The organism is Pseudonocardia xishanensis, from assembly GCF_039541715.1.
In the GTDB taxonomy this organism is placed as follows: Bacteria; Actinomycetota; Actinomycetes; order Mycobacteriales; family Pseudonocardiaceae; genus Pseudonocardia; species Pseudonocardia xishanensis.
Window position 1 is genome coordinate 1 of sequence record NZ_BAABGT010000009.1, and the last position, 23,208, is coordinate 23,208.

Here is a 23,208-nt window from a genome sequence, read left to right on the forward strand (position 1 = left end):
CCATCGCCCAACAGGGTGCGGTGGCCTGAACGTCAGCCTCACGCAGACCCAGGACGGTTCAATAGAGACTTCAGCAATCCCTATGCTCGCTGGTCAGCGGCACCCTCCAGCCTACTGACACGCCCTACTCGGCGAACCGCGATGAAAGCCCCGGGCTAAGCGTTCAGATCGGCGGCATACCGAACTGGGCGATGGTCTTGGCGAGGGCTCCGATGCGCCTGCGGCCGTGAGCGCTGACGGACGGGACCACGGCGGCGGGCCGGCTCCCAGAGCGTGCATTCGCTCGACTCGGCGACGACTCGCCGCATCTCGCGGAAATGCCCGGTGTGGTGGGGCATGCAGCGCAGGACGCTCGAGGGTCAGCCGGGTCGGTCACTTCGGCGGCTGGACGACACCCTTGCGGACCACTACGGCGCCGTAGAGCCGTCGCTCCCCGGTCACGACAACGACGTAGCTCGCCAGCACCCGCTGTTTGAACTCGTCCGGCTCGATCGCCGTGAGACCCCGGCCGGGCGCGTGCTGTTCGACGAGCGCGTCGAACTCGGCGAACACCGGCAGCACGAGGCCGGGATCGTCGTGGGCGATCATGCGCCAGGCTCCCGCGGGCTCCTCCATCTCGACGGGCAGGACGGACAGCACGGCGGCGAGCACGTCGGTGGCGGACACGCCGTCGAGCCGCACGATCCGGTCGTGGCCCGGGTCGCAGGGGAAGTTGGCGTCGACGATCGCGACGTCCTGGCGGTGCCCCATCGACCGCAGCGCGTGCAGCAGATCGGGTGAGAGCAGCGGATCGAGGCCGATCAGCACGGGGTCTCCTCCTTCGTCGGGTTGCCGGGACGCAGGATCCCGGCCGGAGCCAGCACCAGGCCGATGCCAGCCCAGGTCACGCCGGTCAGGTCGCGTACGACCGGCGCGGCCGGGGTCACCAGCGCCCTCTCCCCCACCCCGAGCACGGCGGCGGCCCCGGCCACCCGCCCGGCCCGCACACCGGCGGGGCTGTCCTCCACGACGACGCACGCCGCCGCGGGCAGGCCGAGCCGGGCGGCCGCGCGCAGGTAGCCGTCCGGCGCGGGCTTGCCGGCGGGTACGTCCTCCCCGGTGACGACGATCTCGGGCCAGGGCAGCCCGGCCGCCGCGAGCCGGGCACCGACGAGCGCCGGAGAGGCCGAGGTCACGATGGCCCAGACCGGCGGCAACGCGGCGAGCAGCTCCGGCGCCCCGGGGATGGGGGCGGCGCCGTCGGCCAGCCCGATCTCGATCTCCTCGATCCGGCGCAGGCCCCGCTCGCGCTCGGCCGCGGGGAGGAACAGGGCCACGGTCTCGGGCGAGCGCCGCCCGTGTATGCCCTCGGTCACCCGCGCCGGATCGAGCCCGTACTCGCGCGCCCACCGCCCCCACGCGCGTTCCCCGGCGTCCGTTGAGTCCACCAGCACCCCGTCGCAGTCGAAGAGCACGCCGCGACAGTCCAGCCTCACGGTTCGACCACGGCCTTGAGGCAGGACGAGTCGTGGACGACGGTGCGGATCGCCTCGCCGTAGCCGTCGAGGCCGAAGCGGTGGGTCACGAAACCATCCGCCCGCACCCGCCCGGTGCGCAGCATCCGGACCGCCCGGTCGAAGCCGTACGACCGGGCGAAGGAGCCGGTGATCGTCAGCTCCCGGCGGAAGATCTCGTACGGGCTGATCGGGAGCTGCTGCTGCTCGCCGGCCATCCCGTAGACCAGCATCGTGCCGCCGTTGCGGAGCAGGCCCACGGCGTGGCCCATGGCGTCGATCGAGCCCGTGGCGTCGATGACGACGTCGTAGCCGTCCGGCGCGGCCTTGCGCAGCTGCGCGACCGACTCGGCGTCCGGGGTGAGCCGCACCCGGACGGTCTCGTCCGCGCCGTAGCCCCGGGCGAGCTCCAGCTTGAACTCGGTCGAGGCCGCCACGGTGAGCCGGCCGGCCCCGCCGCTGCGCAGCACCTGGGTCAAGATCAGGCCGGTCGGCCCGGCCCCGAGCAGCAGGACGTCCGCGCCCGCCTGCGGGCCGAGCACGTCCAGCCCGTGGATCGCGCAGGACAGCGGCTCGGCCAGCACCGCGGTGTCGAGGTCGAGATCGTCGACCGGATGGCACCGGGTGGCGGGGGCGACCATGAACTGGGCGAACCCGCCCGGCGCGGTCACCCCGAAGGCCCGCAGGGTCCGGCAGAACGCCGGCTGGGCGCGCTGGCAGTTGTCACAGGCCCCGCACGGCACCATGTTGTCCACGGCCACGGTCTGCCCGGTGCGGAGCCCGGTGACGCCGTCGCCGAGCTCCACCACCTCCCCCACGACCTCGTGCCCGGGAGTGAGCGGGTAGACCGGGCCGAACTCGCCCTCGTGCAGGTGGACGTCCGTGCCGCACACCCCGGTGGCGCGCACCGCGATCCGGACCTCGCCGGGGGCGGGCTCCGGGTCCGGCAGGTCCGCCAGGTAGTGGTCGACGGCGTGGTCGTAACGGATGGCTCTCATGCGCGTGTCCTGGGATCGAGGGTCAGCGGGTGTAGGAACGCCTGCGGGACAGGGCGTCGACGGTAGCGGCCAGCGCCAGGACCAGGCCCGTCACGACGGCGACGGTCGCGGCCGGCTGGTTGAGCAGCCCCAGCCCGTTCTCGACGACCGCCAGCACGAGACCGCCGACGACCGCGTCGACGAGCCGGCCCCGGCCGCCGAACAGCGAGGTCCCGCCGATGACCGCGGCACCGACCGCGAAAAGCAGGGTGTTGAGCCCGCCCGCCGTCGGGTCGACCGAGCCGACCTTCGAGGAGTAGACGATCGCGCCGATGGCCGCGAAGGCGCTCGACACGACGAACACCCCGGCCTTGACCTTGGTGATGTCGATGCCCGCCCGGCGGGCGGCCTCGGCGTTGCCGCCGATCGCGTAGACGTACCGGCCGAAGCGGGTCCGGTCGAGCACGTAGGTCCCCACCGCCAGCAGGACCAGGACGATCGGCACGACGTAGGGGACGCCGGAGATCTGCACGGCCGCGTTCTGCGACCGGTTGACCGTGAGCGCCGCGGTCACCCCGGCGCCGAGGACGAGCACCGCACCCACCTTGAGCAGCACGATCGACAGCGAGCGCGAGTACAGGCCGCGGCGGGCCCGCGAGAGGTGCGTGCCGAGGGCCACCGCCGCGTACAGTCCGCCCGCGGCGGCGAAGAGGACCCAGCTGCCCGTGGTCGAGAGGTTGCCGTTGGCGACGGCGTTGAGCGTGGGCGAGGTGTTGATGCCCAGCACTCCGCCCTGGCCGATCAGCCGCAGGATGACGCCCTGCCACATCAGGAAGAAGGCCAGGGTGATGACGAAGGACGGGATCTTCACCTTCGCCACCATGAAGCCGGTGACGATGCCGATGGCCGTGCCCGCGGTCACCGCCAGCAGCATCTCGACCCACGGGTTCGCCGGAACGCCCGCCACCAGGATGACGATGGGGACGGCGGCTACCATCCCGGCGAACCAGATCCGCATCCACAGCGCGAGCCCGATGGCCACGACCAGCACGGCGAGGAACAGGGTGAAGACCGTACCGCCCATGGCGCCCAGCAGGTTCCCGTTGCTGACGTAGTGCAGGGCCAGCACCGCGGCGGTGACCCCGGACGAGGTGCCCGCGGATATGTCGATCTCCGCGGTCAGCAGGACGAAGACCAGGCCCATCGCGATGATCATCCGGCCGGCGCCCTGCGACAGCAGGTTCGCCATGTTCGGCAGGGTCAGGAACACCGGCGAGACCAGGGCGAAGACGGCGACGAGCACGACCAGGCCGAGGAGCGCGGGCAGCGCGCCCAGCTGCCCGGAGCGCAGCGTGGCCCGGTAGTCGCGGAGCGCCTGACCGGCGGTTTGCCTGGTGGTGTCCGCGGCGAAGTCGGACACCCGCATGCTCGTTTGCGCGGAGGTGCCTGTGGTGCTCGTGGTGCCGGTGGTATCGGTCATGGCGAGTCCTCTCATAGCCCGGGGATCGCGGCCGGGCCGGGCCGGCTCAGGCCCAAATCGCCGGAGCGGCCGGTGGTGATGAGCTCGACGACCTGGTTCTGCGTCACGTCCGCGGTGCGGACCTCCGCGACCAGCCAGCCCAGGTAGAGGACGGCGATCCGGTCCGCGACCTCTAAGACATCCGCCAAGTTGTGGCTGATCAGGACGACTCCGAGGCCGCGGTCGGCGAGGTTGCGAACCAGGTCGAGCACCTGCCGGGTCTGGGCGACCCCGAGCGCGGCCGTCGGCTCGTCCAGCAGGACGACCTTCGACTGCCAGAGCACCGACTTCGCGATCGCCACGGTCTGGCGCTGCCCACCGGACAGCGCCGCGACCGGGAGGCGCACCGACGAGACCGTGCGGACCGACAGGGCCGCCAGCGTCTCGCGGGTCGCCTCCTCCATCTGGACCTCGTCGAGCAGCCAGCGTGAGCCGCGCTCCCGGCCGAGAAACATGTTCTGGACGACATCGAGGTTGTCCGCCAGTGCGAGGTCCTGGTACACGACCTCGATCCCCAGCTCCGAGGCGGCCCGGGGCCCATCGAGGCGGACCTCCTCGCCGCGGAAGCGGGCGGTGCCGGAGTCCATCGGGTGGATGCCGGCGATGCACTTCACCAGCGTGGACTTCCCCGCGCCGTTGTCCCCGACGAGCGCGACGACCTCCCCGCCGTGGACGGCGAAGTCGATGTCGTGCAGGACGTGAACCGGCCCGAAGACCTTGTCGACCCCGCTCAGCTCGAGCAGCGGCTCGCTCATGGGTGCCCTCCCGGGCGGATTCGGCTCAGGAGATCCCGAGACGCTGGCAGGTGGCGGCGACGTCGGCGGTGCAGAGCTGGGCGGCGGTCACGTAGCCCTGGTCCACGACCTTGTTGACCGAGTTGATGTCGACCGTCTCGGGATCGAGCAGGACGGACTTGATGACCCGGCCCGACTTCGGGTCGGTGCTCCGCTGGCCGGCGTAGGCGTCGGCACCGGCCTTGTCGCCGGAGGCCACCAGCGAGGCGAGCTTCGCGGCGGCCTCGGCCTGCAGCTTGACCGCCTTGAACACGGTCATCGTCTGGTCGCCGCGCAGGATGGACTGGAGGCCGGCGAGGGTCGCGTCCTGGCCGGTCACCGGCACCTTGCCGTTGAGGCCGTTCTTCTGCAGCACGGTGATCACCGCGCCCGCCATGCCGTCGTTGGCCGCGACCACGCCGTCGACGCGGCCACCGTTGCTGGTGAGGATCTGCTCGAACGTGGTGCCGCCGAGCTGGTTGTTCCAGTCCGGGATGAACTGGTCGCGGACCAGGGTCAGCTGCCCGGACTTGTACAGCGGGTCCAGCACCTTCATCTGCCCGGAGTGGAAGAGGTTGGCGTTGTTCTCGTCCGGCGCGCCCTCGATCTGGATCACCTGCGCGCCGGGCTTGTCCTTCAGCGCCGCGGCGAGCGCGTTCCCCTGCAGGACGCCGACCTGCACGTTGTCGAAGGTGACGTAGTAGTCGGCGCTGCCGCCGGTGTTCAGCCGGTCGTAGTCGATCGTCGGGATGCCGGCCTGCTGGGCCTTCTGCTCGACGGTGGTGCCGACCTGGGCGTTCGGGGACGCGATGATCAGCGCCTTGACCCCGGAGGCGATCATGCCGTCGGCGAGGGTGGAGAACTTCTGGACGTCGCCCTGGGCGTTCTGGACGTTCGCGGTGTAGCCCGCGCTCGTCAGCGCCTGCTCGAGGAAGGGCTTGTCGAAGGCCTCCCAGCGGGCGGAGGTCGCCGTCTCGGGGAGGATCACCCCGATCGTCCCCTTCGAGTTCGCCGGGGCGTCCCCGGTCTGTGCGGTGTCGCCGGAAGCGGCGTTGGCCCCGCACCCGGCAAGGGCGAGGACCCCTGTGGCCACTACGGCCGCCGCGCGGAGCACCCCGACCCGGCCGATGGGTCGCATCGTTGCGTTCGACATCGCAGCCCTTTCTGTTGCTTACGACTGCTTTCGACTGCTGCTGATGTGGCAGGGAACACCATCGGCCCGGACGGTGTCAACGTTTCGATCGAAACCCGCGGCGGCCAGGTCTGCGGCGCCGATGACGCCCGCGGCGACACCGAGAGCGGCCGCCTCGACCACGACCGGGGTCCGGACGGCGGACGGCGGGGCGATCCGCTCCAGGCCGGCGCGCACCCGCCCCAGGAAGCGCGGATCCGTCCCGAGACCGCCGCCGAGCAGAATCCGCCCCGCGTCGAAGCAGGCCCCGAGAACGGTCAGCCCGTGGGCGAGCCGGCTGGCGACCCGGTCCACGACCTCCGCCGCGACCGGGTCGGCGGCCGCCGCGTCCAGCACGTCCTCGGCGGTGAACGGAGCCGCCGACCAGCCGCGGTCGCGCGCCTCGGCGGCGAGGGCCGAGCCGCTGGCGTACTGCTCCCAGCAGCCCCGCGAGCCGCACACGCACGCCCGCCCGTCCGGGACGAGGAGCAGGTGGCCGAGCTCACCGCCGAGGCCGCGGTCCCCGGTGTGCAGCCTGCCGCCGAGGACGAGCCCACAACCGAGGCCGGTGCCGACCGTGACCAGCACGGTCGTCGCCGAGCCCGCGCCCGCGCCGAACCGGTGCTCGGCCCAGGCGGCGGCGTTGCCGTCGTTCTCGACGGTCACGGCGCACCCGAGCTCGGCCCGCAGCAGGCCCGCCAGGTCGAGGCCGGTCCAGCCGAGGTTGGGCGCCGCCACCACGGTGCGGCTCACCGGATCCACCCCGCCGGGCACCGCGACGCCGACCGCCGCGACCGGGTGCCGTTCCAGGTAGCCACGAGCCACCGCCACCACCTGTGCGAGCGCCTGCTCGCCCCGGCCCTCGACCCGCACCCGGTGGAGCTGCTCGGTCCGACCCGCCGGATCGACGAGCCCGCTCGCAATCTTCGTCCCGCCGACGTCGATGCCGAGGACGCGCTCACCCATGGTGGCGACCGGGACGGATAGCTGCTGCACCGGACATGTCGACGGCCCCTCTCGCTCCGACCCGCGAGCCGGCCGCCTTGACAGGCCGCTTACGGAATGCTTTGGTTTAAATCGTATCGCATCGGTTTGTGGGAGAAAAGAAAGCCCGCCCGGCGCCACCGGGAGATCCACGGGAGGAACAGTGACCGACTCCGTTCGGCTCGCTCTGATCGGCTGCGGCCGCATCGCCCAGGTCGCGCACCTGCCTGCGCTGGAGAAGGCCGACGGGATCGAGCTCGTCGCCGTGTGCGATCCCGGTGAGCAGATCGCGCGGGCGGTCGCGGCACGCTACGGCGTGTCGGCCGTCCACACCGACGCCAAGGAGGCCTTCACCGATCCCGAGGTGGAGGCCGTGCTCATCGCCGCCCCCGACCGCTTTCACTTCGAGCTGGCCGAGGCCGCCGTCGAGAGCGGCAAGCACGTCCTGGTGGAGAAGCCGGTAGCCGCCACGGTCGAGGAGGCCGAGAGGCTGGCTGGGCTCGCCGGCGCGTCGGGCCTGGTGCTCCAGGTCGGCAGCATGAAGCGGCACGATCCGGGCCTGCAGTTCACCAAGCGGTTCGTGCGGGAGAAGATCGGCGAGGTCCGCTCGTTCAGCGCCTGGTACCGCATCGGCACGCTGCGCCCCGGGATCGAGGCGACCCTGTTCCCGAAGACCTTCGACGACGCGGGGATCCGCCGGGTCGAGGCCGGGTTCAAGGCGGACCGCGAGCGCTACCTGCTGGCCACGCACGGCTCGCACGTCTTCGATACCGTCCGCTACCTGCTGGGCGAGGTCCGCTCGATCCACGCCGCCCACCGCGGGTTCGGGCGCGACCACGTGTGGAACCTGCTGGTCACCCTGGCGTCGGGCGCCATCGGCACCGTCACCATCACGGTCGACGTCCCCGGCGCCGGCGCCGAGGGCATCCAGGTGTTCGGCTCGCTGGGCCACACCACGACCCACACCCACTTCCCGTTCTTCCGGCGGGCGTCCGACGTTCAGGCCTACTCGTCCGAGGACGGGATCTCCGTCTCCCCTGTACTCGACGACACGGACGCCTACGAGCGTCAGGCCGAGGCGTTCGCCCGTGCCGTGCGCGGGCAGGAGGCGCCCGACCCGGACGGCGCCGACGGCCTCGCCGCCGTGCGGCTCATCGACGCCGTGCAGCGGTCGGTGACGACGGGGAGCGAGGTCACGCTGTGACCACCACGCCGGATCTCGCGGGCAGGCTCGGGATCTTCGCCCGCACGTTCGTCCGTACCTCGGCGGCGGAGGTGGCCGACGCGGTCGCCGACGCCGGCTACGCCCTCGCACACTGGAACTTCGCGGCGATCGGCCGGTCGACCCTGGCCGCCGACGTCACCGACGCGGAGTTCCGCGAGGTCGCAGCCGCGTTCCGGCGGGCCGGTGTCGGCATCCCCAGCGCCTCCGCCACCTTCAACCTGATCCATCCCGACGAGGACCTGCGCCGTGCGCAGCTCGCCGAGGCGGTGGAGCTGATCGGCCGGATCGGGATGCTCGGCGTGGAGGTCGTGACCCTCTGCACCGGGACCCGGGACGCTGGGAACATGTGGCGGGCGCACCCCGGGAACACCGCGCCGGACGCGTGGCGGGACCTGCGTGCCGGGCTCGACGTGCTGCTGGAGGCTGCCGCCGAGGCCGGGCTGCTGCTCGGCGTCGAACCGGAGGCGGGCAACGTCGTCGTCGACGCACCCGCCGCGGCCCGGCTGCTCGGCGAGCTCGGGGACGGGGCGCCGATCGGCATCGTCCTGGACCCGGCGAACCTACTCACCCCGGCCACCCTCCCCCAGCAGGAGCGAATCCTCACCGAGGCCGTCGAGCTGCTCGGGCCCCGCGTGGTCGGGGCACAGGCCAAGGACGTCGTCGCCGAGGGGTACTCCGCCGCCGGTGCGGGCGGGATGGACTACGACCGGGTGTTCCGGCTGCTCGCCGGGCTCGACCCGGTCCCGCTCGTCGTCCAGGACGTGACCGAGCCCGACGCGGCCCGGGTCCGCGAGGACCTGCTGCACCGGCACGCCGCGGCCCTCGTCCGATGACCGGGCTGCGCCGGGAGCCGCGGCTGGCCCACGTCGTGACCGGCGAGGGCCCGCCCGTGCTGCTGCTGCACGGCCTCGGCGGCGACCGTGAGCAGGCACTGGGCCTGCTCCCGGCGGAGGGCCGTCACACCCGGATCGTCCCGGAGATGCCGGGCCACGGCGACTCCGCGATCGACTCCGACGAGCCCGTCACGTTCGCCCATTTCGCCTACCTCACCGCCGAGCTGCTCGACGGCCTCGTCGCCGCCGGGCGGATCTCGGCGGGCCCGATGCCGGTCGTCGGGGTATCCATGGGCGCCGGGGTCGCCCTGGCGCTCGCGGCCGCCCGACCCGATCTCGTGGACCGGCTCGTCCTGGTCCGGCCGTCGTGGCTGGATCGCAGTCCGGCTCCGAACCTCGCGCCCTTCGGGGTCGTCGCCGAGTTGCTCGCGGAGCTGGGCCCCGCGGCGGGCGAGCAGGCCTTCGAGGCCGGCGCCGTGCACCGTCGCATCGCCCGGGAGGCCCCGGCGATGGCCCGGTCGCTGCTCGGGCAGTTTCGCCGGCCCGGTGCCCGCGAGAACTCCCGAGTGCTGGCGGAGCTCCCCCGCAGCCTGCCGCTGCCCGACCGCGAGGCCTACCGGCGGCTCACCGTCGACACGCTGGTGCTGGTCGCCCCGCGCGACCCGGTCCATCCACTCGACCTCGGGCTGCGCCTGGCCGCGTTCCTCCCGCGCGCGCGTGTGCGGCGGCTTCCGCGCAAGCTGGTCGACCCCACCGCGCACGACACCGCGGTGCGCTGCGCGGTGCACGAGTACCTCACCCAGGGCCGATGACCTCCTGTTACCGTCGCGCCGATGACTGAGGAGCAACCGGTGTTCGCTGAGGAACGACGTCAGCGGATCCTGACCATGCTCGAGTCACAGGGTCGGGTCAGGATCGCCGAGCTGGTGAGCCTGATGAACGTCTCCGAGCCCACCCTCCGCAAGGACCTCACCCTCCTCGAGCAGCAGAAGCGGCTCCGCCGCACGCACGGCGGTGCCATCGCGGTGCGCCCCCTCTTCGAGCCCACGATCGACGATCGGTTCGCCCGGCACGGCGCGGCGAAGGACCTGATCTCCCGGGCCTGTCTCGACGAGATCTCCCCGGGCGACTCCATCTACCTCGACGGCGGCACCACCGTGCAGCGGATCGCAGAGCAGCTCGAGCAGCAGCCGGTCAACGTCCTCACCAACGCGATCGGCGTCGCCACCGCGCTGGCGGACAAGCCCGGCATCCGGCACACCCTCGTGGGCGGGACGCTGCGCTCGCTCGGCGGCACGATCGTCGGGCCCGTGGCGCTGGACACGCTGAGCCGGTTCACCGTGAACGTCGCGTTCATCAGCGCCAGCGGCTTCACCGAGGACGGGATCTCCGTCGCCGACGTCGCGGACGCGCAGGTGAAGCAGGCCACCATCGAGCGCGCACGGCGCGTGGTCGTCCCGATCGACAGCAGCAAGTTCGGCATCAACGACTTCGTCACCGTCTGCGATCTCGGCCCGATCGACGCCGTGATCACCGAGCACGCAGACACACAGATCCAGGCGCTGTGCGCCGCACACGGCATCACCCTCCGCGTCGTCTCCTGACACTGAAATCTCCAAGCCAGAGCTGACCTCCCCCCGCTGCCACGGACTCGTGGGGTGTGGGTTCAGGCCGCGTCAGCGGCCGGGTTGTGGGCTTGGTTCATAGTCGGCGAGTAGGAGGCAGTCCAGCCCGGAGTGGCGCCGCACGGGGTCGTCGAACGCCTCGATCCACTCGAAGATTGCGTTCGCCAGCTCGTGGCGGGTCCGCCAGGTTCGGCGGTCGAGCAGCTCGACCTGCATGGGGGAGAGAAGCTCTCGGCGAGGGCGTTGTCGAAGCAGTCCCCGATTCGAGCATCGAGCCGACCAGCCCGGCCTGGCGCACCCGGTGCCCGAACGACCAGGACGTGATCTTCCGATGGGCCCCCTCTAGCAAGACGTAGGTGAGCTCGGGGGTCCGCCGGCACACCGCGACGAACCACCAGTTGAGTCCGCCCCAGCGGGATGAACGAACCATCTCGATGTGCGCGGCAGGCACATATTCGGCAAGGACGACTCGGTGGCCTGGATGAACCTCGTGACCCCTCGAGCACGCGGCGCGGGCTGTCGGCCGCCGTCGACGGACTGTTCTTCCTGCTCGACGTCCCCCTGGACTTCGTCCATCCCCGTCTTGTTCTCTCGCGGGGCGGTCCCGGCCTACGACACTCAAGGTGCGGCCCGGCCAAGCGCTCGACGACGTCCACGACAACTTTCCCGCAGACGGCGAGCCAGTGGGACGCCCTCGGGGCACGTCGCTACGCCAAGGAGACGTTCTACAACGGCGCCAGCTCCGAGGAGATGCCGGCAGAGAGCCGTCACGGTGGATCCGGGCGCGAATGTTCGTCGCGTCGCTGCTCGCCACGTCGGGCGCGGTCATCGCAAAACGGAACGGATCTGGCCCGCGAGGAACGCCAGCCATTCCTGCTTCTGCTCCGGTCTCCCAAGCCGGCCGCCGCCCGCTGCTCCCGGTACCGGACCTCCGGCAGGACGGACCACTCCCTCATGAACCCGATCATGCGAGCGTGTGCCTCCCGGACCGCAGGGGAGGGTGCGGGTACGCCCTCGCGGGGCCGCGGAATCCGGCGTCTCCTGGCGATGCGCCGGCGCTCCGTCAGTTCTTCTTGATCAGGTAACCGGCGTCGACGGGAACGGCCACACCGGTGATGTGCCGGGACGCGTCGGATGCCAGGAACAGCACGAGCTCGGTGATGTCGGCAGGATCGACCCACGGCACGGGCAACACGTTGACGGCCACGTAGTTGGAGTTCGGCTTCTCGGCGTCCGCGCGGGTCGGGTTCTCGAGCTGGGGCATGAAGAGGCGCCGCGTGACGTCGTTGTCGATCATCGGGGTGTCGACGTTGCCCGGGTTGATGCAGTTGACCCGGATGAGCTCGGGGCCGACCTCCTGGGCGAGGGTCGTGGCGAGCGCCACGACCCCGGCCTTCGCCGCGTTGTAGTGGCCGATGCCACGCGGCGGCATGAGCGCGGCACCCGAGGAGATCATGATCACCGAGCCGCCGCGCCCCCCTGACCGCAGGTGCGGCACCGCCGCCTTGATCGTGTGCCACGCGCCGGTCAGGTTGACGTCGATCATGTCCTGCCAGGTGCGCTCGTCCAGGTCGAGGAGCGCACCCATCGAGAAGATGCCCGCGTTGGCGACGACGACGTCGAGCCGGCCCAGTGCGGCCACACCGCGGTCGACGGCGGCCGTCACCTCGGCCAGGTTCCGGATGTCGGCGCGGGACAGCAGCGCGCGGCGCCCGGTCTTCTCGATGAGGGAGGCGGTCTCGTCGAGATCGGCCCGGGTGGCCAGCGGGTAGTGGACGGTCGGATCGTCCTGAAGCACGTCGATGCCGATGATGTCGGCACCCTCCTCGGCGAGCCGGACCGCGTGGCTGCGGCCCTGCCCACGGGCCACTCCGGTGACGAACGCGACCCTGCCTTCGAGCTGTCCCATGGATGTCCTCCTACTGCTTGGCCAGGTAGCCGGCGTCGACGGGAAGGGCGACGCCGCTGATGTAGCGGGCGCGGTCCGAGGCCAGGAACACGACGGCGTTGCTGACGTCGACGGCCTCGACCCACGGGACCGGAATCGCGTTCCCGACCACGTAGGGCGAGTCGGGCTTGCGCGCGTCCGCGCGGGTGGGGTGCTCGAGCCCGGGCATGAAGAGACGCCGGGTGCCGTCGTTGTCGATCATCGGTGTGTCGACGTTCCCCGGGTTGACCGAGTTGACCCGGATGAACTCCGGACCCAGCTCGGCGGCGAGCGTGCGCATCAGCCCGACCACACCGAACTTCGTCGCGTTGTAGTGCGCGAGCCCGCTCGGGGTGATCAGTCCGCAGACCGAGCTGGTGAACACGACGGAGCCACCGCTGCCGCCGGCGCGGATGTGGGGGACGCAGGCCCGGGCGGTGATCCACGCGCCGGTGAGGTTGACGTCGACCATGGTCCGCCAGGTCCGCTCGGACAGCTCGATCCCGGGACCGGCGGAGAAGATGCCGGCGTTGACCACGACGACGTCCAGCCGGCCGAACTCCGCGACGCCCTGCCGGACGACCGCGTCGACCTGGTCGAACTCCCGGACGTCGGCCTTGCGCAGGAACGCGCGCCGCCCGGTCGCGGCGACGAGGTCCGCAGTCTCGGCGAGATCGTCCTCGGTGGCGAGGTCGTAGTGCACGGTGTCGTCGTTGGCACAGACGTCGACACCGATGATGTCGGCCCCCTCCTCCGCCAGGCGCACCGCGTGGCTGCGGCCCTGGCCGCGCGCGACGCCGCTGACGAACGCGACCCGGCGCTCGAGAAGCCGGGTCACTGGGCGACGCCGTCGACGGCCCGGCCCTGCGCCGCGAGCCAGGTCAGCGGGTTGAAGTACTCCTCGTAGCGGATCACCTGGCCATCACGCACCGTGACGAGAGTGACGTAGCGGTTGGTGTACGGCAGCCCCGTGCTGACCAGCGTGGTGTCGATCGTGTACCGGGCCACGACGAGACCAGGGTCGCCGGCGAGGGAGTCGAAGGTGTGGTCCGCGAACGCACCCGGCGGGATGAAGCCACCCAGCAGCGAGATGTAGTCCACGATCTCGTCCCGTCCCACGACCTCGGTCGGCGTGCCCTGCGGCGCGTACGGCAGCGCGAGGACGGCGTCCGGCGCGAAGTCGTGGCGGACGTCGTGCGGGCGGAGGTTCCCGCACGTCATGACGACCTTCTCGGCGAGAGCGACGGCGTGGGTGCGGACGGCATCGACGTCAGGCATGAGGGTCCTTCCGACGGTCGGGTGTGGGTCAGTAGCGCAGGCCGGCGGCGAGCGAGGCCTCGAGGGCCTCGACCACGTCGCGATGGGGGCGGCCCGCTCCCCCGGACGCGACCCAGCCACCGTCGACGACCAGGTTGTGGCCGGTGATGTACGAGGCGTCCGACGAGAGGAGGAACATCGCGGCCGAGACGACGTCGTCGGGGGTGCCGATGCGCCCCACGAGGGTCTGCTCCTCGTGCCAGCCGCGGAGTCGGTCGTCGACGCCCGTCCCGAGGATGCCGGCGACGGCCGGGGTGTCGATCAAGCCGGGCGAGATGCAGTTGACCCGGATCCCGGAGGCGGCGAGCTCGACCGCGCAGATTTGGCTCAGCCGGATGACCGCGGCCTTCGCGGCGCCGTACGCCGCGAGGAGGGGCGCGTTGCCGACCATCCCGGCCCCGACGATGCCCGACACCGAGGCGGTGTTGACGATCGCGGGATCGGTCCCGGCCCGCAGGTGCGGGACGGCGTGCTTGGTGAGCAGCCAGGGAATGCGGGCGACGCCGCGGAAGGTGAAGTCGAAGTCGGCCTCCGACGTGTGCGTGACGTCGCCGAGGCGAGCCGCGGCGGCGTTGTTGTAGAGCAGGTCGATCCGGCCGTGGCGGTCCGCCGCCGCGCCGACGAACCGCACGACGTCGGCCTCGTCGGTGAGGTCGACCCCGGCGACCGAGAGCATCTCCCGCCCGTCGTCGCGGACGAGCTTCTCGGTGAGGGCGGCGGCGGCGGCGTCGAGGTCAGCGCCAACGACCAGCGCGCCCTCCGCGGCGAAACGGCGCGCGGCGACCCTTCCCTGACCGTCACCGGTTCCGGTGATCGCCACGACCCTGCCGGCGAACCTGTTCATGCGGGCTCCTTCGGGGTGGGGGCCGCGGTGTCCTGCGCCGCGAGCAGAGCGAGCTGGGCGTTGCGCATGAGCTGTGTCCGCCGGCGGATGGCCCAGGACGAGAACCCGACGGCGGCGATCAGGGCGAACCCCTGCACCACCGCCTCGATCCAGGGCTGCACGCCGACCTGCTCGAGGCCGGAGACGGTGAAGGCGAGCAGCAGGACCGCGACCAGCGTGCCGAGCACGTTGTAGCGGCCGGGCGTGATCGTGGTGGAGCCCAGGAAGGCGCCGGCGAAGGCCGGGAGCAGCAGTGTCGCGCCGGTCTGGTTCCCGGCGGCCCCGAGGTTGGCGCCGTAGAGCGCCCCACCGATCCCGGCGATCACCCCGCCCATGACGAAGGCCGTCACGATGCGCAGCTCCGGGCGGATCCCGGTGAGCTCGGCCGCCTTGCGGTTGGCCCCGACCGCGAGGAGCTGGCGGCCGATCGGGAGCAGCTGCAGGACCACCGCCAGTAACGCTGCGACGACGACGGCGACGATGACGGTGATCGGCAGGCCGGCGAAGGTCGCCCGGCCGATCGTGAGCAGCTCCGGCGGCACGCTCTGGATGTCGCGCTGATCAGTGTAGAGCTGCCCGATGCCGCCGATCGCCGTCGCCGTCCCCAGGGTGGCCACGAAGGAGTTGACCCGCAGCCGGGTGATGATCAGGCCGTTGAGCAGGCCGATGACGGCCGACGCCGCCACGGCGAGCAGGATCGCGAGCCACGGTGGGAGCCCCTGCAGCTCGCTGAGCCCCACGGTGAGGATGGCGGCGAAGCCCGCGTTCGCCCCGATCGAGAGATCGAACTCCCCGACGATGAGCGGCACCATCGCGCCGAGCGCCACCATGACGATAATGGCCTGCTGGGCGAAGGTGGCGTTGAAGTTGGACCAGGCGAAGAAGCTCGCCGGCTTCCAGAACGAGAACAGGGCGACGACGAGGACCAGCAGCATCGGCAGCCCGAACCGGCCGAACAGGTGCAGCGTGGCACCCCCGTCCGCGGTGACCGTGCGGGGGCGGCGCTCCGGCGGAGTTCGCAGGGCCCGCTCCGGCTGGGTCTGGGTCATGACGTTCCTCCGTAGGCGAGGGTCACCAGCTCACCCGGGCCGGTCAACCGCCCGTCCACCTCGCCCGCGACCAGGCCGCGGTGCATGACGTGGACGCGGTCGGCCAGCTCGGCGACCTCGGTGAAGTCGGAACTGATCAGCAGTACGCCGAGCCCGCGCTCGGTGACCATCGCGCGCAGCCGCCGGTGGATGTCGGCCTTGGCCGCCAGGTCGACCCCGGCCGTCGGGTCGTTGAGCACGAGCAGGCGCGGCTCGGTCCGCAACCACTTCGCGAGCACCGCCTTCTGCTGGTTCCCGCCGCTGAACGCCGTGATCGGGCGCTCGGGCAACGGCGGGTAGACGCCCATCGCGGTCACCAGCTCGACGGCCCGGCGGCGCTCGCGGCGGGGCCGCAGCGGCGTGAACCAGCGATCACCCGGCCGCATGAAGATGTTCTCGCGCACCGAGAGTCCTTCGGCGATCCCGGCTGCCCGCCGCTCGGACGGGACGTACGCGATACCCGCCGTGACCGCCGCCGCCGGCGACGGCGGGGCGCCCTCGCGGCCGTCGAGCACCATGCGCCCCCCGGTCAGGCCTGTGAGCCCGAAGACGGCCCTGCCCACCTCGAAGGCGCCCGAGTCGGCTAGCCCGCAGAGCCCGACGATCTCGCCGCGGCGCACGGTCAGCGACAGCGGCCCGAAGGCGGGGGCCCGGGCGTCGTCCAGCTCCAGCAGCGGCTCACCGGGGTCGACAGCGACCGGAGCGGCCGCCCGCTCCTGCCCGACGGTCGGCAGCTCCCCGCTGATGAGCTCGACGAGGTCGCGTTCGGCCAGGCCGGCGGCAGGGCGCGACGCCACAGTGCGGCCGTCGCGCAGGACCGTCAACGAGTCGCACCAGTCCAGGACGTCGCCCGCGCGATGGGTGATGAGCAGGCACGCGACGCCTTCGTCGCGGAGCCTGCCGAGCAGCCTGAGCAGGTTCCGGACCTGTTTCGCCTCCAGGTAGGCGGTCGGCTCGTCGAGCACGATGAGGCGGACCCCGTGGGAGAGCGCCCTGGCCACCGCCACGGCGGTCTGGTCGGCGAGCGGGAGCTCGCCGACCAGGGCCCGCGGGTCGATGTCCATGCCGAGCCGATCCAGCAGCTCCCCCACCCTGCGGTGGGTCGCGCGGTCGTCGACGAGGCCGAGGCGGCGGGCGTAGCCGCCCACCACCGCGACGTTCTCGGCCACCGTGAGGCTCTGGAAGAGCGCGAGATCCTGGTGGATGAAGGCGGCCGACGCCGGGGGCACGCCGTCGACGGGCTCGCCGAGCAGCCGGACGGTGCCCTCGTCCGCGCGTTCGACCCCGGCCAGGATGCGGACGAGCGTCGACTTGCCGGCTCCGTTCTCCCCGAGCAGGGCGTGGATCTCGCCCGGACGGGTCACGAGCTCGGCCCCGGCGAGCGCGACCGTCGCCCCGTAGACCTTCTCGACCCCGCGGGCTTCGATCGCCGGCGGCGTCGCGCCCTGGTCGGTGTGGGCGGGAGCTGTCACCACCGGGCCTACTTCTCGCTCGCGACGACGCCGGACAGGTCCGCGCCCCACGCCGCGCTGTAGGGCGCCACGTAGTCGAACAGCGACACCGTCCAGCGGTCCAGGGCACCGTAGTCACCCGTCGTCCCGCGGTCCGGTGTGTTCTGCGGGGTCACGAGGTAGGCGGCCGGACCAGTCTCGCTCTCGGGCAGCGCGGGCTGACCGGAGATGAGCCGCAACGCCTGGTCGATCGACGCGAGCGCCGTCCACGGCTCCACACTGCCCGTGGCGAAGGGCAGGTTGCCCGCGTTCATGGCGGCGATCGCGGACGAGCCGCATCCCCCGGCGACGAGGGTGCCGCGCTGCTGCTGGCGCAGTGCCGCCGCGGCCGACTGCAGATCCGCGCAGGCCGAGGCCAGGGTGAGGTAGGTGGTGTCGGGGTTCGCGCGCATGATCGAGGTGACCAGCTGCCCCATCTGCACGGGGTTGGTGACCTGCGCGGCCGTCTCGGTGCCCTCGCTGAGCCCGCAGCCGGGACAGACGGTCTTCAGGAAGGCCGTGCCGGCCCCGACCTCGAGCTGCGGGAACTCCGGCGCGTTGAGCCAGTGCACGTTGACGGCGCCGCGACCGGCCACCGTCATCTGCGCCGCGGCCGCGATCTGGTAGAGGTTCGAGCCCTGCGGGACGTACGCGTCGAGGTTCCCCCCGTCGGTCGCCTTGGTCGCGATTCCGCCGATCACCGGGATCCTGCGGCTCTGCGCCTCGGCGATCTGCGCGCCGATGGTGCTGGGCGCCACCGCGTACTCGATGATCGCGTCCGGCTGGTAGGCCAGGGCCGAGTTCATGGCCTGCTGGTTGCCGGCCGGGGTGTAGTCCGATGAGAAGATCTGCGACGCGATCCCCAGCTCGGCCAGATAGGCCGCGGTGATGTCGGACGTGTGCCGGCACTGCGGCGAGATCGCCGCGCAGCTCACCACGGCGATCTTGAGGTTCTTCCCCGCCGCGCTGAAGGGGACGGCCTTGATGTCCGACGCCTGGGGCGCGCGCAGCTGGGCCGGATCCACGACACCGCTGGTCGGACCGTAGAGGAGCTTGCCGGCTGCCAGGTCGGCAACCTGCTGCGCGAGGGGCGAGTAGGTCGCACCGGCGCCCGTTGCGGGCCCGGCCTGGGTGGAGGTTCCACAGGCGGCGAGCGCGATGCCAAGAACGGCGACAACGACGCCCAGGGGTCTGCGCCATGCTCGGCGCACGCACATCATCACCATGTCGTCCTTCCGTTCGGCGGTGCCGGGCCGGCTCTGGCCGGGCACCGGGTGGGGTCGTGTCACGTGGTCGGCAGTGCCGCGAGGAGGGGTGCCAGCGCCGCGCCGTCCAGGTACTCGTCGACACGCTCGATGCGCCCCGAGCGGGTCCGCACGAGCAGGGCGCAGCGGAGGACGACGGCTCCGCCGTCCGCCAGCGTGTAGGAGTTGACCTGCGTCTGCACGAAGCCCTGGGCCGTCGGCTGGCGGGAGGTCACCTCGATCGCACAGGTCGACACCGAGCCGATGGCCGTGAGCAGCCCGTCCAGCTCGTCGACGGACAGCTCGATCCCGTCGGTGCAGTGCCAGATCACCGCGTCGGGGGTGTAGAGCTCGCGCATCGTGGTCATGTCGGCCGCGGCGATGGCCGCGGTGAAACGGTCGGCCAGGACGGCGGTGCCGGATTCGGTCTCGGTGGTCACCAGATCCTCCTCGGTTCGGGGACGGGCGCGCTCAGAGCGCGTCGATCACGGTGTCGGCGAACCGCTTGACGGCGTCGATCTTGTGCGCACGCACGGCGAGCTCGCTGTCGCCCGCGCTGGCGGCCAGATCGCCACCGAGCCAGGGCATGACGACGGCGTCGGTCACCCCCGCATCGCGCAGGCGCCGATAGTCGTCTACGGTCACGGCGTCGAGAGCGCCGGCGTGGATCTCGAACCCCGATCGGTCGCGGCCGGCCTCGTCGACCAGGGCGAGCACCTCGGTCGCGGTCCGGATGATCTCGTCGATCGGGCCGGGGACGCCGCACCAGCCGTCGCCGATCCGGGCCGCGGTGCGGAGGCTCCACGGCCGGTGCCCGCCGACCAGCACCGGGACCGGCGCCTGGATGCCCGGCGCCTGCTGGAAGGGCGGCAGGTCGAAGATCTCGCCGTGGTACTCGACCACCGCTCCCGTCACGGCCAGCCGGACGATCTCGATCATCTCGACGAACCGCTGCCGGCGGCTTGCCCAGTCGATGCCGCAGAAGGCGTACTCCTCGCGCATCCAGCTCATTCCGACACCGAGCGAGAACCGGCCCCCCGACAGCAACGAGGCCGTCTTGACCTGGTTGGCGAGCAGGAGCGGATCCCGCAGCACGAGCTTGGTGACGAACGGGTACACCCGGAGCCGCTGTGTCGCGGCCGCGACGGCCGGCAGCAGGGTCATCGGCTCGAGGTAGGGCGAGTCGGTCGGCCAGAAGCGCATGCCGTCCGGGGTGTACGGGTAACGACTCGCCACGTCGATCGGCTGGAAGACCGACTCGTTGAGACACATCGACGACCAGCCGCAGCCCTCGGCGGCCTGGGCGAGAGCGAAGAACTCCCCGGGGTCGGCGCCGGTGTTCCACAACGTGAATCGCATGGCAGACCTCCTCGTCCGCGATCGGAGCCGCCGGCCGTCCTCGCCCTGCTCCGGTGTCGAGCGACACACAAGCATGCGGCTCTCGCAGAGTCAAGAAATTCTCGAGAATCTGAGCTTTGCGCTCCAGATGTGCTTTACTGCGAACATGGCGCAGGCCACGACGCGGGTCGACGAGATCTACCGCCGGCTCCGCACCGACATCCTCAGCGGGCGACACCAGCCGGGAGCCCGGCTGCTCTCGGCCACGCTGTGCCAGGACTACGGGATCAGTAGCGGCGTCCTGCGGGAGATCCTTCCCCGGCTGGCCGGCGAGGGCCTCGTCGTCTCCGAGCCGCAACGCGGTTTCCGTGTCGCCCGGATCTCCGTCGAGGACCTGCAGCACCTCACCGAGGCCCGGGTGCTGGTCGAGTCGACGGCGCTGCGCGCCGCGATCGAGCACGGCGACCTGCAGTGGGAGTCCACGCTCGTGGCCGCCCATCACACGCTGGCCGGGTCGCGCTCCATGGACGACGACGGCGCCATCCAGGACGACTGGATGAGGGCGCACTGGAACTTCCACCACTGCCTGCTCAGCGCCTGCCCGAACCGGCGCCTGCTGCAGATCGCCGACCAGTTCCGGGACGCCACGGAGATGTACCGGTGCTGGTCCGGGCCCCTGGGCGACGAGCCCGACCGTGACGTGGCCGGCGAGCATCGAGGCATTCTCGAGGCCACCGTGGGCCGCGACGCCGAGCTCGCCGTGCGGCTGCTCACCGAGCACTACGAGCACACCCTGCGGATCATGAGCCGGGTCGGGGCGCTCTCCGGGGCGCCGTCCCGGGCCGGCTGATGCCAGGGTGGGCGCCAACAGGCAGATCGTCCTGCTCCGACGACCCTCCGGCCCGCCCGCGGAGTCGGACTTCGCCGCCCGGGTGGGCCCGCGACCGGAGCTCTCGGCGGGTGAGGTGCTGGTGCGGACGTTGACGGTCTCGGTCGATCCCGCGATGCGCGGCTGGCTGGTCGACGGGCCGAACTACGCGCAGCCGGTGCCGGTCGGCGAACCGATGCGCAGCTTCGGGCTCGGCGAGGTCGTCCGGTCCCGCGATCCGGGGTTCCGGCCCGGCGAGCTCGTGGTGGGCATGACCGGCTGGCAGGAGTGGGCGGTTCTGGCCGGGACCGACATCCAGCGACGGGTGGATCCGCGGCTCGCACCGCCCTCCACCGCGCTCGGGGTGCTGGGGATCACCGGGCTCACCGCGTACGTGGGCATGGTCGAGATCGGCCGGCCCGGACCCGGTGCCACGGCACTGGTGAGCACCGCCGCCGGAGCCGTCGGAGCGACCGCGGGACAACTCGCCTCGATCCACGGTGCGCGCGTCGTGGGCCTGACCGGGTCCGAGCAGAAGCGCCGGATCTGCCTGGACACCTTCGGGTTCGACGCCGCCATCGACTACCGGGCCGAGCCGGACCTCGCGGCGGCCATCGCCCGCGAGTGCCCGGCGGGCGTCGACATCTACTTCGACTCCGTCGGTGGCCGGACCCTCGACGCGGCGTTGGAGAACGTGGCCGTCGGCGCCCGGATCCCGGTCTGCGGCACGATCAGTCTCCCCCCGGACGGCAAGGCCACGGGTCCGCGCTTCGAACGCCGACTGCTGGTGCAACGGGTCCGGATGGAGGGCTTCCTCGCCACCGACCACCTGCACCGGCTCGACGAGGTGGCCGCACGGCTGGCGGCCTGGCTCGCGGACGGCAGGCTGCGCCATCTGGAGGAGATCGCCCCGACCCTCGACGACGCGCCCGCGGCGCTCGTCCGGCTGCTCGAGGGGCGCAACCTGGGGCGCAGTCTCGTGCGGGTCGCCGATCCCGCATAAGCGGGCCGGCTCAGCAGCCTGGTGGGGCGATCACGGTGTGCGCGGGCCACGAACGTCGCCGACGCCTCCGCGTCGATCAGAGCCACCCCACCCGGGCTCGAGCGCGGGGTCGGATCCGCCGACCATCGGGCATAGCCGCGCGGATCGCGCCACCACATCTCGACCACGGCGTCGGCGACCGGCTCCTGTCCGGGCAGAGCAATGTGCAGCAGCGCCCGGTCGGCACCCGCGGCGGCCGCCTCGACGGCAGCGTGCCGCCGGGTCGCCTCGACGACACCCGGACCCACCGACCCGGCCCGGAACCGCAGCGCCAGCAGGACCTTCACGGCCGGATCGGGCAGCGGCCGGGAGGGTCCGGACACCGGGAACGGCTCCGTCACCACGCTGCGCAGGGACTCCGGGTCGAGGAAGTTCGGCTCGTCCCGGAGCCCCGACTCCGTGAACGCCGGATCGGTCGCCGGCCGCGCCGCCGCCTCGCGGTCGTCCCACCAGAACCCGGCCACGCCGTCCCACCCCTCGTCCGACGGACCGGCCGGTGCCGGGTACCGATGGTTCTGGACGTACCCGCGCAGGTACGGGAGCACGCCGACCAGGGACCGTGGACGTCCCGCCAGTGGGCGCCGAAGGTCTCGAGGGTCAGGTCCGCCCGCCTCCGGAAGAACGCGAACGTGGTGATCACCGCGGCGTCAGTGCTTGACGAGCCAGCCGGCGTCGACGGGTACGGCCACGCCCGCGATGTAGCGAGCCTCGTCGGACAGCAGGAAGGCGACCACCGCACTCACGTCCGCGGGGTCCACCCAGGGCACGGGGATGGCATGCGGACGGGCGTAGGGGCCGTCCGGCCGTTCGGCGTCCGCCCGCCCCGGCCGCTCGACGTCCGGCATCATCAGGCGGTACCCGAACGAGTTGTGGATCATCGCCGTGTCCACGTTGGTCGGATTCACGGTGTTGACGCGGATGAACTCCGGCCCCAGCTCGTTGGCCAGGCTCCGCATGATGCCCACGACCCCGTGCTTCGCCGCGGCGTAGTGGGTGAGGTGGGTGAGCGGCGCCAGCCCGGCGATCGAGCTGATCAGCAGGATCGCGCCGCCACGGCCACCCGCCCTGATGTGCGGCACGGTGGCGGTCATCGTGTGCCACACGCCGTCCAGGTCGATCTCGGCGACGGTCCGCCACATCTCGGCCGGGATCGCCCCGACGGCCCCGGCGGCGACGACACCGGCGTTCGCCACGACGGCGTCCAGCCGACCGAACGCCGCCACTCCTTCGTCGACCACGGCGCGGACCGCCTCCGGGTCGCGGACATCGGCGACTCGGAGCAGGGCCCGGGCACCCTCCCGCTCGATCGCCTGCGCCGTCTCCTCGAGATCGGCTTCGGTCGCCAGGTCGTACTCGATTCCCGGGATGTTGCGGCAGATGTCGAGCCCGATGATGTCGACGCCCGGAGGCG

Annotated in this window: 24 protein-coding genes and 1 pseudogene; 6 read left to right on the forward strand and 19 right to left on the reverse strand. The window is 72.1% G+C overall.

Going from position 1 to position 23,208, the window contains the following annotated elements; genetic code table 11:
• Positions 1 to 372: 372 nt before the first annotated feature.
• Genes ABD993_RS02490 through ABD993_RS02520 form a run of 7 tightly spaced genes read right to left on the reverse strand, consistent with a single transcriptional unit; the run spans position 373 to position 6,899 of the window.
• Positions 373 to 807 carry an RbsD/FucU family protein gene (locus tag ABD993_RS02490; protein WP_345412222.1) on the reverse strand — a complete coding sequence of 145 codons (435 nt, stop codon included), beginning with the start codon at positions 805 to 807 and terminating at the stop codon, positions 373 to 375.
• Positions 801 to 1,475 carry an HAD-IA family hydrolase gene (locus tag ABD993_RS02495; RefSeq protein ID WP_345412224.1) on the reverse strand — a complete coding sequence of 225 codons (675 nt, stop codon included), beginning with the start codon at positions 1,473 to 1,475 and terminating at the stop codon, positions 801 to 803. The genes ABD993_RS02490 and ABD993_RS02495 overlap by 7 nt, the downstream gene beginning before the upstream one ends.
• Positions 1,472 to 2,491 (reverse strand): zinc-dependent alcohol dehydrogenase family protein, encoded by a 1,020-nt coding sequence (locus ABD993_RS02500; protein WP_345412226.1) that lies wholly within the window; start codon positions 2,489 to 2,491, stop codon positions 1,472 to 1,474. The genes ABD993_RS02495 and ABD993_RS02500 overlap by 4 nt, the downstream gene beginning before the upstream one ends.
• Positions 2,492 to 2,513: 22 nt before the next feature.
• Entirely contained in the window at positions 2,514 to 3,950 is a 1,437-nt protein-coding gene (locus tag ABD993_RS02505; RefSeq protein WP_345412228.1) for a sugar ABC transporter permease, read from the reverse strand.
• Between the two features lie 11 nt (positions 3,951 to 3,961).
• Positions 3,962 to 4,744 (reverse strand): ATP-binding cassette domain-containing protein, encoded by a 783-nt coding sequence (locus ABD993_RS02510; protein ID WP_345412230.1) that lies wholly within the window; start codon positions 4,742 to 4,744, stop codon positions 3,962 to 3,964.
• Positions 4,745 to 4,769: 25 nt separating this feature from the next.
• A complete protein-coding gene (locus tag ABD993_RS02515) occupies positions 4,770 to 5,915 on the reverse strand; it encodes a sugar ABC transporter substrate-binding protein (RefSeq protein ID WP_425568881.1) in 1,146 nt (381 codons plus the stop codon).
• Positions 5,916 to 5,933: 18 nt separating this feature from the next.
• On the reverse strand, positions 5,934 to 6,899 hold the full coding sequence (locus tag ABD993_RS02520) for an ROK family protein (protein ID WP_345412232.1): 966 nt from the start codon (positions 6,897 to 6,899) through the stop codon (positions 5,934 to 5,936).
• A gap of 181 nt (positions 6,900 to 7,080) precedes the next feature.
• Here ABD993_RS02520 and ABD993_RS02525 point away from each other — a divergent pair, with 181 nt between their 5' ends.
• Genes ABD993_RS02525 through ABD993_RS02540 form a run of 4 tightly spaced genes read left to right on the forward strand, consistent with a single transcriptional unit; the run spans position 7,081 to position 10,579 of the window.
• Positions 7,081 to 8,121, forward strand: a complete 1,041-nt coding sequence (locus tag ABD993_RS02525; protein WP_345412233.1) for a Gfo/Idh/MocA family protein — start codon at positions 7,081 to 7,083, stop codon at positions 8,119 to 8,121.
• Complete coding sequence (locus tag ABD993_RS02530) at positions 8,118 to 8,975, forward strand: sugar phosphate isomerase/epimerase family protein (RefSeq protein ID WP_345412235.1); 858 nt, start codon at positions 8,118 to 8,120, stop codon at positions 8,973 to 8,975. The genes ABD993_RS02525 and ABD993_RS02530 overlap by 4 nt, the downstream gene beginning before the upstream one ends.
• Complete coding sequence (locus ABD993_RS02535; protein WP_345412237.1) at positions 8,972 to 9,787, forward strand: alpha/beta fold hydrolase; 816 nt, start codon at positions 8,972 to 8,974, stop codon at positions 9,785 to 9,787. Before ABD993_RS02530 ends, ABD993_RS02535 begins: the two co-directional genes overlap by 4 nt.
• A 21-nt stretch (positions 9,788 to 9,808) precedes the next feature.
• Positions 9,809 to 10,579: a DeoR/GlpR family DNA-binding transcription regulator gene (locus ABD993_RS02540; RefSeq protein ID WP_345412239.1), complete on the forward strand. Its 771-nt coding sequence runs from the start codon at positions 9,809 to 9,811 to the stop codon at positions 10,577 to 10,579.
• Between the two features lie 72 nt (positions 10,580 to 10,651).
• On the opposite strand, the gene ABD993_RS02545 is transcribed toward ABD993_RS02540, so the two are convergent.
• The 10 genes from ABD993_RS02545 to ABD993_RS02590 all read right to left on the reverse strand — a co-directional run bounded on the left by ABD993_RS02545 (position 10,652) and on the right by ABD993_RS02590 (position 19,908).
• The gene (locus ABD993_RS02545) at positions 10,652 to 10,816 is read right to left on the reverse strand and encodes a hypothetical protein (RefSeq protein ID WP_345412241.1); all 165 of its coding nucleotides are present in this window, start codon (positions 10,814 to 10,816) and stop codon (positions 10,652 to 10,654) included.
• A gap of 847 nt (positions 10,817 to 11,663) precedes the next feature.
• A complete protein-coding gene (locus ABD993_RS02550; RefSeq protein ID WP_345412243.1) occupies positions 11,664 to 12,509 on the reverse strand; it encodes a mycofactocin-coupled SDR family oxidoreductase in 846 nt (281 codons plus the stop codon).
• A gap of 10 nt (positions 12,510 to 12,519) precedes the next feature.
• Positions 12,520 to 13,365: a mycofactocin-coupled SDR family oxidoreductase gene (locus tag ABD993_RS02555; protein WP_345412245.1), complete on the reverse strand. Its 846-nt coding sequence runs from the start codon at positions 13,363 to 13,365 to the stop codon at positions 12,520 to 12,522.
• Entirely contained in the window at positions 13,362 to 13,805 is a 444-nt protein-coding gene (locus ABD993_RS02560) for a nuclear transport factor 2 family protein (RefSeq protein ID WP_345412247.1), read from the reverse strand. The genes ABD993_RS02555 and ABD993_RS02560 overlap by 4 nt, the downstream gene beginning before the upstream one ends.
• 28 nt (positions 13,806 to 13,833) lie before the next feature.
• Positions 13,834 to 14,688: an SDR family NAD(P)-dependent oxidoreductase gene (locus tag ABD993_RS02565; protein WP_345412249.1), complete on the reverse strand. Its 855-nt coding sequence runs from the start codon at positions 14,686 to 14,688 to the stop codon at positions 13,834 to 13,836.
• Entirely contained in the window at positions 14,685 to 15,776 is a 1,092-nt protein-coding gene (locus tag ABD993_RS02570; RefSeq protein ID WP_345412251.1) for an ABC transporter permease, read from the reverse strand. The genes ABD993_RS02565 and ABD993_RS02570 overlap by 4 nt, the downstream gene beginning before the upstream one ends.
• Positions 15,773 to 17,290 (reverse strand): sugar ABC transporter ATP-binding protein, encoded by a 1,518-nt coding sequence (locus tag ABD993_RS02575; protein WP_345412253.1) that lies wholly within the window; start codon positions 17,288 to 17,290, stop codon positions 15,773 to 15,775. The genes ABD993_RS02570 and ABD993_RS02575 overlap by 4 nt, the downstream gene beginning before the upstream one ends.
• A 5-nt stretch (positions 17,291 to 17,295) precedes the next feature.
• The gene (locus ABD993_RS02580; protein WP_345412255.1) at positions 17,296 to 18,594 is read right to left on the reverse strand and encodes a sugar ABC transporter substrate-binding protein; all 1,299 of its coding nucleotides are present in this window, start codon (positions 18,592 to 18,594) and stop codon (positions 17,296 to 17,298) included.
• The gene (locus ABD993_RS02585) at positions 18,591 to 18,989 is read right to left on the reverse strand and encodes a nuclear transport factor 2 family protein (protein ID WP_345412257.1); all 399 of its coding nucleotides are present in this window, start codon (positions 18,987 to 18,989) and stop codon (positions 18,591 to 18,593) included. Before ABD993_RS02585 ends, ABD993_RS02580 begins: the two co-directional genes overlap by 4 nt.
• Before the next feature lie 31 nt (positions 18,990 to 19,020).
• Positions 19,021 to 19,908, reverse strand: coding sequence for a TIGR03619 family F420-dependent LLM class oxidoreductase (locus tag ABD993_RS02590; protein WP_345412258.1), 888 nt, complete (start codon positions 19,906 to 19,908; stop codon positions 19,021 to 19,023).
• 145 nt (positions 19,909 to 20,053) lie between these two features.
• Between ABD993_RS02590 and ABD993_RS02595 the strand changes: the two genes are divergently transcribed.
• Both ABD993_RS02595 and ABD993_RS02600 read left to right on the forward strand, forming a co-directional pair.
• Positions 20,054 to 20,737 (forward strand): GntR family transcriptional regulator, encoded by a 684-nt coding sequence (locus ABD993_RS02595; protein ID WP_345412260.1) that lies wholly within the window; start codon positions 20,054 to 20,056, stop codon positions 20,735 to 20,737.
• Positions 20,738 to 20,744: 7 nt separating this feature from the next.
• Positions 20,745 to 21,758, forward strand: coding sequence for an NADP-dependent oxidoreductase (locus tag ABD993_RS02600; RefSeq protein ID WP_345412262.1), 1,014 nt, complete (start codon positions 20,745 to 20,747; stop codon positions 21,756 to 21,758).
• Positions 21,759 to 22,168: 410 nt separating this feature from the next.
• On the opposite strand, the pseudogene ABD993_RS36595 reads toward ABD993_RS02600, so the two are convergent.
• Positions 22,169 to 22,342 (reverse strand): annotated as a pseudogene (locus ABD993_RS36595) (EthD domain-containing protein); the annotation flags it as partial.
• 102 nt (positions 22,343 to 22,444) lie between these two features.
• A complete protein-coding gene (locus ABD993_RS02605) occupies positions 22,445 to 23,191 on the reverse strand; it encodes an SDR family oxidoreductase (protein WP_345412286.1) in 747 nt (248 codons plus the stop codon).
• Positions 23,192 to 23,208 lie beyond the last annotated feature (17 nt).

What these genes read in the sequence shown, in the direction of transcription:
- ABD993_RS02540 (WP_345412239.1), top strand. Translation starts at nt 9,809, where the DNA reads ATGACTGAGGAGCAACCGGTGTTCGCTGAGGAACGACGTCAGCGGATC.
- ABD993_RS02545 (WP_345412241.1), bottom strand. Translation starts at nt 10,816, where the DNA reads ATGCAGGTCGAGCTGCTCGACCGCCGAACCTGGCGGACCCGCCACGAG.
- ABD993_RS02515 (WP_425568881.1), bottom strand. Translation starts at nt 5,915, where the DNA reads ATGTCGAACGCAACGATGCGACCCATCGGCCGGGTCGGGGTGCTCCGC.
- ABD993_RS02560 (WP_345412247.1), bottom strand. Translation starts at nt 13,805, where the DNA reads ATGCCTGACGTCGATGCCGTCCGCACCCACGCCGTCGCTCTCGCCGAG.
- ABD993_RS02590 (WP_345412258.1), bottom strand. Translation starts at nt 19,908, where the DNA reads ATGCGATTCACGTTGTGGAACACCGGCGCCGACCCCGGGGAGTTCTTC.
- ABD993_RS02505 (WP_345412228.1), bottom strand. Translation starts at nt 3,950, where the DNA reads ATGACCGATACCACCGGCACCACGAGCACCACAGGCACCTCCGCGCAA.
- ABD993_RS02500 (WP_345412226.1), bottom strand. Translation starts at nt 2,491, where the DNA reads ATGAGAGCCATCCGTTACGACCACGCCGTCGACCACTACCTGGCGGAC.
- ABD993_RS02595 (WP_345412260.1), top strand. Translation starts at nt 20,054, where the DNA reads ATGGCGCAGGCCACGACGCGGGTCGACGAGATCTACCGCCGGCTCCGC.
- ABD993_RS02510 (WP_345412230.1), bottom strand. Translation starts at nt 4,744, where the DNA reads ATGAGCGAGCCGCTGCTCGAGCTGAGCGGGGTCGACAAGGTCTTCGGG.
- ABD993_RS02535 (WP_345412237.1), top strand. Translation starts at nt 8,972, where the DNA reads ATGACCGGGCTGCGCCGGGAGCCGCGGCTGGCCCACGTCGTGACCGGC.
- ABD993_RS02565 (WP_345412249.1), bottom strand. Translation starts at nt 14,688, where the DNA reads ATGAACAGGTTCGCCGGCAGGGTCGTGGCGATCACCGGAACCGGTGAC.
- ABD993_RS02550 (WP_345412243.1), bottom strand. Translation starts at nt 12,509, where the DNA reads ATGGGACAGCTCGAAGGCAGGGTCGCGTTCGTCACCGGAGTGGCCCGT.
- ABD993_RS02570 (WP_345412251.1), bottom strand. Translation starts at nt 15,776, where the DNA reads ATGACCCAGACCCAGCCGGAGCGGGCCCTGCGAACTCCGCCGGAGCGC.
- ABD993_RS02520 (WP_345412232.1), bottom strand. Translation starts at nt 6,899, where the DNA reads ATGGGTGAGCGCGTCCTCGGCATCGACGTCGGCGGGACGAAGATTGCG.